The sequence below is a fragment of the Flavobacterium sp. F52 genome (assembly GCF_000278705.1).
Taxonomy (GTDB): domain Bacteria; phylum Bacteroidota; class Bacteroidia; order Flavobacteriales; family Flavobacteriaceae; genus Flavobacterium; species Flavobacterium anhuiense.
The window spans coordinates 133,308-141,961 of record NZ_AKZQ01000038.1; the positions used below are offsets into that span (position 1 = coordinate 133,308).

Consider the following 8,654-nt stretch of genomic DNA (forward strand, 5'->3'; position numbering starts at 1 on the left):
ATGCTGATGATTATGAAAAAGATTACGCGCACCATGTTGTTCATTGCGATTTTAGTCGCAATGAACGCATGTTCTGCTGACGCTGCAGAAGCAAGCTTGGATACTACTAGTTCAACAGAAACGCTTGTTGCAAATTACACATACAACGATACCGAAATAGAAACGATGAGACTGATAAACGAATACCGTGTGAGTATTGGTTTAAATGCCTTGGAAAGAGTGAATCATATATCTTTTAAATGTGAAGAGCATAACAAATATATGATTGAAAATAATGTTGTGAATCATAATGATTTTGCGGCTAGATCTAGCAATATGACGAGTGTATTAGGAGCAAAGAAAGTAGGAGAGAATGTTGCCTACAATTATAAAACTCCTGAGGCAGCTGTAAGAGCTTGGCTAGAAAGTCCGGGTCACAAAGAAAATATTGAAGGAGATTTTACTCATTTTGGATTGTCTGTAACGACAGATCCAGCTACAGGAAAAAAATATTATACTAACATTTTTGTTAAGCTTTAAAGATTTATTGAACAGGTTGGTTTTTTAGAAGTCGTTGTGATTCATAGAATTGCAACGACTTTTTAAATTAAAAAAAGCTGCTTAAAAGCAGCTTTTTTTGTTGGTCTATTGTTAAGATTATAAAGCGGTGATAATAAATTCGCTTCGTCTATTGGCCTGATGTTCTTCTTCGGTACATGGAACGCCATCAGCGCATTTATTTACAAGTTCTGTTTCACCATATCCTCTTCCAGTTAATCGGTTTGGCGCAATTCCGTTTTTAACCAGCCATTGAATAGTTGATTTGGCTCTTCGGTCAGATAAAGCTTCGTTGTATTGATGAGAAGCTCTACTGTCTGTGTGCGAACGAATGTCTAGTTTCATATTAGGATAATCGTTAAGAACAGCTAGTATCTTTTCTAGATCCAATGCAGCTTCGGTTCTAATATTTGATTTATCCAAATCGAAATAAATCATTTTAATGCCGAAACATTTTCCTAAATCATCGCCCACAGTAACTTTACAGGTTGCTTTTTCCAGTGCAATCGGTAAGTTTGTTTTACCGCTTGTTTTTTCAATCGTAACGCTTAATTCTCTGGTTGTGTATTCTGGTTTTTCGGCTCTCACATAATAGGTTTTTCCGCATTCTACAGCAAAAGAGTAAAGACCTGAACCATCTGCAGCAGCAGAGTTTTTAAGATTCATCTGATCATCGTACAAAGTAACTTTTGCTCCCGGGAGCACGGCACCGGTTTCAGCATCTGTTATAACACCATACAATTCCTGAACGCATTTGAGCCTTTTGGTTTCTAGGAATTTGTAGATATCATCAGAACCCTGTCCGCCCTCTTTATTGGAACTGAAAAATCCTCTTCTTGTTTCGGGATCAATGATGTACGCAAAATCATCTTTTGGCGAGTTGACATCTGCTCCCACATTTTGGATATTGCTCACTTTTCCGCTATTGTCAATATCGCCGACAAAAACATCCAAACCTCCCAAACCGGGATGCCCGTCAGAGGCAAAATAAATCTCGTTTTCGCTGGTCAGGTAAGGATATGTTTCTTTTCCTTCTGTATTAATGCTATTTCCGAGATTTTCCGGTGGGCCATATCCGCCATTTGGATTTATGGTAACCTTATATATATCGGACTCTCCGATTGACCCTGGCATATCAGAAGCAAAATAAAGCGTTTTTTCATCTGGACTAAGAGCTGGGTGAGCCGTGCTATAGTTATTGCTATTGAAAGGAAGCTCGGTAATATTGGTCCATTTATTATCTTTTCCCAGCTCTGCTTTGTAAAGTTTTATTAAGGTAACTTTGTTTTCGTCTTTTCCTTTTTTTCCATCAATATAGTTGTTCCTGGTAAAATAAACTGTTTTCCCATCTTTTGTGAACACGGGAGAGGCCTCATGAAATTTGGTATTAATAGCAGATTTGAATTTATTTACCTTTGATGTGCTTCCTGTTGCAGGATCCAAATCTGCATCGTAAATGTTGGTGAAATATTCTCCCGTCCATTTGTGTTTGCGTTTTGTAAAATTTCCAGTATCTCGCGCTGAAGCAAAATATATTTTGTTGTTGTAAATAAATGATCCGTAATCTGAGTACCTGCTATTTATACCTGCATCTTCTATCTGGTACCTCCCAGAATTTGCTTTAATCTGGTCCAAGTAGTTTACATCTTCTTTGTAAAGTTTTCCTCTGCTGTCATTTTTGGAGATAGCATTAAACTCATCCAGAAATTTATTGGCTTTGCTGATGTCGCCAGTAGATTTTAGAGATTGTGCATATCTAAAATAGTATTCTGGTTCCACTTTTGTGTTCATTGCAAATAACTCGCCATACCATTTTGCCGCATTTTGAAAATCTGAATTGAAGTAATAGGCATTTCCCAGTTTTTTAAACATATCTTCAGATTTGTAGCCTTTTGCTGCAACTTTTTCATAAGTTTTTATTGCATCTACATAAGCATAGCCGTCATATTTTTTGTCTGCATTATTTATTTTTGACTGCTGTGCATAACTGCTAAATGAAAAAGCACCTATAATTGTAATTAAAAGTAGTGTATAGTTTTTCATGATACCTAATTTTTAGAAGAAACGAGGAGTTGTCATTTTGCCTTTGTTTGAGAAGAATTCATAGCGAAGGAAAATTTCGTGTGATCCTGAATTATAATTGTTTAAGTTTGAAGTTTCTCTATCATACCCATAACCTAAATAAAGTCCGTCTGTGATTTGAAATCCAACCATAGCGCTTAAAGAAGCGCTCCATCTATAGGCTGCACCAAGCATAAATTTATCATAGAACATAAAGTTGGCTGAAAGATCTACTTGAAGCGGTGCGCCCTGAACCATTTTGGCTAAAACAGCAGGTTTAAATTTTACATATTCATATTTGTCAAGATTGAATACATAACCTCCAATTAAATAATAATTGATTTTGTCTTTGTAAATTGCTACGTCATTGTCGTCGTAACGATTTGTTTCAATAAAATTTGGAACAGACAAACCAATATAAGCTTTATCAGAATGCCAGTAGACTCCAGCTCCAACATTTGGACTGAATTTATTGTTTAAATCCTGAAATTGAGGATCTCCCTGATCAGCAGGATTTAATTTATTTACATCTAAATTGAAAATATTTGCAGTTCCTTTAATACCAAATGAAAGTTTAAAATCGGCAGATGTCTGAACTGTATAAGAGACATCGACTGAGATATTATTCTCATTGGTAGGACCAATTTTATCATTGACTAATGAAGCCCCTATACCTAGTTTGCTATTATTTATAGGAGAGTTAACTGAAAAACTGCTTGTTTCTGGTGCTCCGTCGAGACCTACCCATTGGGTGCGGTAAAGACCAAAAATACTAAGTGCTCCACGAGAACCTGCATAGGCAGGATTTATATTTATTGTGTTATACATATATTGTGTATACTGTGCATCTTGCTGTGAATACCCTGAACATGTAACTAACAGAATGACGAAGAAAAATAATTTTGTTCTCATAGTAGATTTTATTTAATAATTACTATTGACTTTTTAAATCATTGAATTTCAATGTTTTTTTTTGAGATGATTAAATTTTACGGATGTTTTAAATACGCTGTAAAATGATATTTACAGCGTATTCGAAGTACTATTTGGATAGATACAAGTATCCGTCTAATTTATGATCTTGAACATTGTTGTTTCCATCCAGAGATTTATAGTTAATAATGTAAAAATAAGTTCCAGTTGGTAGTCCGTCAGATTGCTTAACAGTTGTTCTTCCTCTTGAAGTTCCATCAAAAGCATTCGTTGTATTATTGTAGTTTGTAGTTTCAAATACTAAAACTCCCCAGCGATTGTATATTTCCACAGTATTGCCAGGATAACAAGTGGTGTCATCGATATTGTCAATTTTAAAGAAATCGTTTATGTTATCACCATTTGGAGAAAAAGCATTATGTACTAATACATTACCACAAGCTAAGACTTTACAATCATCATTGATTTCCATATTTAAAACTATGCTTCTCGGACATCTTTCGTCAGCTATTATATATTCAAAAGCATAATTGCCTAATGCTAAACCGAATGGATTAAGAATGCTTCCCTCAAGCGCATTAGTATTGTTTCTATCCTGCCAAACTCCAGTCAATGGACTTCCTTCAGGAAGCAGACTGTTCAAGTTAACTAATGTTGAGTCATCTGTACATGCTGTGCCGCTTACTTCTACAACACCATTTGGAATCACTATGATTGTTACAGTGGCAGAATCGCAGTTTTGAGAACTTAATTTGTCACAGATTGTATAGTTGTAAATATAAGTTCCTGCAGGTGTCAAGCTTGATACATTTACATTTCCAGAAGCATCAACCGTAATGTTTGGATCTGTTTTGGTGTTATTGCCTTCTGCTGTAAGTGTAAAGTTTACTAACTCTATTGTTACTGGTGTTCCCCCTTTTAAATCATTGCCTAAAACATTGCCTACTAATCCAAAAGTGTTACATCCTATATTACTGTATGTATCATCATTTGCAATTAGTGGAGAAATTACAGTAACGGTTACTATAGCAGTATCACAGTTTCCAAAATCGGCTTTTTCGCAAATTTGGTAAGTTAATGTATAAGTGCCTCCTGGCGTATTTGATGCGACGTTTATTGTTCCGTCAGAAGCTATCGATATCGATCCTGTTGGATCAGTAACGCTTGTTGTTAAAGTTACATCATTAATGTTTACCGCTGAACCATTTAATGTATCGTTGGTTAAAACATTGCCCACTGTGGCTTGTCCTGAGTTTCCTATTATTGGTGCAGGATTGTCATCGTTTGCCACTATAGCAAATGTTGGTCTTGCAGTACAAAAAGGATCAGCAGGAGGATAGCTTACTGTGATAGTCTGACTTGGATTAAGAGATAGAGTTACATTTGCTGTTGGACGTAATTTTTCAAATCCGTCAGCGGCTTCAATCCATCTATTATTTTCAAAAATCCAGCCTGGCCAGTCAATTCCTTTGCCTTGTTCATCTACTACAGCTCCTGGCCATAGTACACGTCCACTTAATGGCAGATCAGTCATTGTTGTAACCACATTGTTATTGCTATCTGCCCATGCTATGGTCACGCCATTTATAGGAGTAAAGTTTTGCGGCGTAACTGCGTAATCTAGGTAAGGAACATCATTAACGCATATTGATGTTGCTGTAACAGTCATAACTGGAGCTTCTATTGTAATGGTAACGGTTGCTGTGTCACAATTGTCCGTTTGATCAGCTTCACAAATTTGATATACCATTGTTAATGTTCCAACTGGAGCATTTGGCAGTACATCAACAGAACCGTCAGCATTTAATTGTAAAAACTCGTTTGGTGTTACAGTTGTTATAATTACATCAGATGCAGTTATAGGATTTCCTTCTAAAGTATCATTTGGCAATACATTAAGTACATTGGTTGTAGTGTGATTTACACCTGCAATTGGGCCAGCACTGTCGTCATTAGCCACAATGTCTTTGTATTCTTTACAGCTTACACCGAAATCAATATCTAAATGAACTAAATCTTCTGGTGTAACATTCACTACATAGCCACTATCTGTTGTAGTTTTACAAACGGTGTGCAACTGTGCTTTGCTTGTTTTTCCAGTTATGTTTTTAGCAGATATAGAAGGGAGTACTTTTACTAAACCAGTAAATCCTAAGTTTGCAGCTACAGTATCGAAATTAGCATCTCTTACCAATTTTACGGTATATTGTCCATAAGGATTTGCTATTTCTGGGCGGTTTCTCCAGAAACCTTCTATTCCCACAATAACTTCATCATGATATCCATTTGGGCCATCAATGATCACATTTGCACTAAGAGCATTTCCGAAACCACCAGCATTTAATTCCCCAACATTTTGAGGACCAGCATAGCTTCCGTCTCCGTTAAGATCTATCCATTCCCATTGGGTGTAATCAATAGCTCCATTAGAATCTGGAATGTTTTTAGTAACGGCACCATCATTATTGGCATCATACCATTCATCTTGAATTCCGTTGCTATTAGTATCGTACCAAACATAATCTCCAAGAACAGGAAGTTTAGAAGCTCCATATTCGAAGTTATGAACTTGGAAAGCACATTCCTCTAGAGTAGTAAAGAATAAGCTAGAATCAACAGGGTATAATTGATAGGCACTATTTAAATTAGCATCTTGTACTTGCACTAAATAACTTCCGGCAGGCATTCCTGTGAAACTGTACATTCCGTCTGCACCTGTAATACGCAATTGTATTGGTCCTGTAGTGGTTCCTTGAGGAATCAATGTTACAGGCACATTTGCAAGAGGAGTGTTAGTATCTACATTTATGATTTGACCAGATATTTTAACTCTATAGTTTGGTTCTGTAATCACAACTGTTGCAGTTGCTGTACAAGTTTCATTTTCAGTATTTACTGAAGATGTTGCAGTAAGTGTATAGGTTCCTGCTGGTAGATTAGTATTTCCAACTACTTCATTATTTTGATTGGTAATAACTACACTAGCTCCAGCACTGCTAGTAACTGCAATTGAACCGTCGCTTTCTCCTTGGCAACTTACATTTGTAGCAATACCGCTTACAGAAACTTTGTTTTCAACTGTAAAGGTTTGAACTAATTCAGTTTTATTACCTGCACAGTCTGTTAGAGTATAAGTTCTAGTTAGAATGTAAGATTCTCCATTACATCCAGTTCCTCCATTGTTAGTATCGCTTACAGTGATATTTACAGTTCCTGAGCAATTGTCTGCAGCATCTTTTATGTCAGTTGGACTTCCTGCTGGAATGTCTGCTGCACTTTGTAGATTGGCAACATCTGCTGGTGCTGTACCGGTTGGAGGAGTAGTATCTCTTACTGTTATAATTTGAGTATAAGAAATTGAATTTCCTCCACAATCACTTGTTGACCAGTTGCGAGTTAAGGTATATTCTGTACCGCATTCATTTTTAATATCGCTTTTAGTTTCACTGAAAACAATTGGTAAGTCTACATTGCAATTATCAGAAGCTACCATATTAAATGGTTCTGGAACAGCGTCACAAGAAACTGTAATATCTGCAGGAAGTTCACCAGCGAAAGTTGGTTTTGTAGTATCCTGAATTGTGATTACTTGAGTAAAAGTATCAGAAACATTACCGCAGTCATCTTTTACAGTCCATGTATTGGTGTAAGTTCCAGCGTTTGCACAGCTTTCAGAAGCTACGAACTGTCCGCTTACTTTAGTGATATTTAGAACATCAGCATCGCATAAGTCAGCTGCTGTAGGGAACTGAGACTGAGCAGCCGCAAGACCTTCTGTATCGCTACATTCTAAAGTTACGTTTAGAGTGCCAGCAACAGTCGTCCAAGTAGGAGCAGTTGTATCTTGAATTGTGATCACTTGAGTGAAAGTCTCAGAAGTGTTTCCGCAATCGTCTTTAACTGTCCAAGTATTGGTGTATGTTCCAGCATTTCCGCATCCTTCAGAAGCCGCGAACTCTCCGCTTACTTTAGTGATGTTTAGGACATCTGAATCGCATAAGTCAGAAGCAGCTGGGATTTTAGCTTGAGCCGCTGCAAGACCTTCTGTGTCATTGCATTCTAAAGTCACGTCTAGAGAGCCAGCAACAGTATTCCAAGTAGGAGAAGTTGTATCTTGAATTGTGATCACCTGAGTGAAAGTAGCAGAAGTGTTTCCGCAATCGTCTTTAACTGTCCAAGTGTTGGTGTAAGTTCCTGCGTTTCCGCATCCTTCAGAAGCCACAAACTGTCCGCTTACTTTTTCGATGTTTAGAACATCAGTATCGCATAAGTCAGAAGCTATAGGGAATTGGGCTTGAGCGGCAGCAAGTCCTTCTGCATCACTGCATTCTAAAGTCACATTTAAAGCTGTTGAAGCAGTTGTCCAAGTAGGAGCATTTGTGTCCTGAATGGTGATTACCTGAGTAAAAGTCTCAGAAGTGTTTCCGCAGTCGTCTTTTACAGTCCATGTGTTGGTGTAAGTTCCAGCGTTTCCGCATCCTTCAGAAGCCACGAACTGTCCGCTTACTTTTTCGATGTTTAGAACATCTGAATCGCATAAGTCAGAAGCTATAGGGATTTGAGCTTGAGCGGCAGCAAGTCCTTCTGCATCACTGCATTCTAAAGTCACATTCAAAGCTGTTGGAGCAGTTGTCCAAGTAGGAGCAGTTGTATCTTGAATCGTAATTACCTGAGTGAAAGTCTCTGAAGTGTTTCCGCAGTCATCTTTTACAGTCCAAGTGTTGGTATAAGTTCCGGCGTTTCCGCATCCCTCAGAAGCTACGAACTGTCCGCTTACTTTAGTGATATTTAGAACATCAGTATCGCATAAATCAGAAGCTTCAGGGAATTGAGCCTGAGCTGTAGCAAGACCTGAAACATCACTACACTCTAAAGTCACATCTAGAGAACCAGCTTGTGTTGTCCAAGTAGGAGCAGTTGTATCTTGAATTATAATTACCTGAGTGAAAGTTTCGGATGTATTTCCGCAATCGTCTTTAACTGTCCAGGTGTTGGTGTAAGTTCCTGCATTTCCGCATCCCTCAGAAGCTACGAACTGTCCGCTTACTTTAGTAATATTTAAAACATCTGTATCGCATAAGTCAGAAGCTGCAGGGAACTGAGCCTGAGCAGAAGCAAGTCCA

The 8,654-nt window shown here is 37.6% G+C and carries 4 protein-coding genes; 1 reads left to right on the forward strand and 3 read right to left on the reverse strand.

The window, feature by feature from the left end:
* Nucleotides 1-12 precede the first annotated feature (12 nt).
* Nucleotides 13-519 (forward strand): CAP domain-containing protein, encoded by a 507-nt coding sequence (locus FF52_RS21260; RefSeq protein ID WP_035692133.1) that lies wholly within the window; start codon nt 13-15, stop codon nt 517-519.
* A gap of 117 nt (nt 520-636) precedes the next feature.
* Here the strand turns inward: FF52_RS21260 and FF52_RS21265 are convergent, their stop codons facing one another.
* The 3 genes from FF52_RS21265 to FF52_RS21275 form a co-directional block, all read right to left on the reverse strand.
* Complete coding sequence (locus FF52_RS21265) at nt 637-2,580, reverse strand: OmpA family protein (RefSeq protein ID WP_008468870.1); 1,944 nt, start codon at nt 2,578-2,580, stop codon at nt 637-639.
* 12 nt (nt 2,581-2,592) lie between these two features.
* Complete coding sequence (locus FF52_RS21270) at nt 2,593-3,510, reverse strand: type IX secretion system membrane protein PorP/SprF (protein ID WP_008468871.1); 918 nt, start codon at nt 3,508-3,510, stop codon at nt 2,593-2,595.
* 130 nt (nt 3,511-3,640) lie between these two features.
* On the reverse strand, nt 3,641-8,654 hold a 5,014-nt coding region (locus FF52_RS21275; protein ID WP_008468872.1), incomplete at its 5' end, for a T9SS C-terminal target domain-containing protein.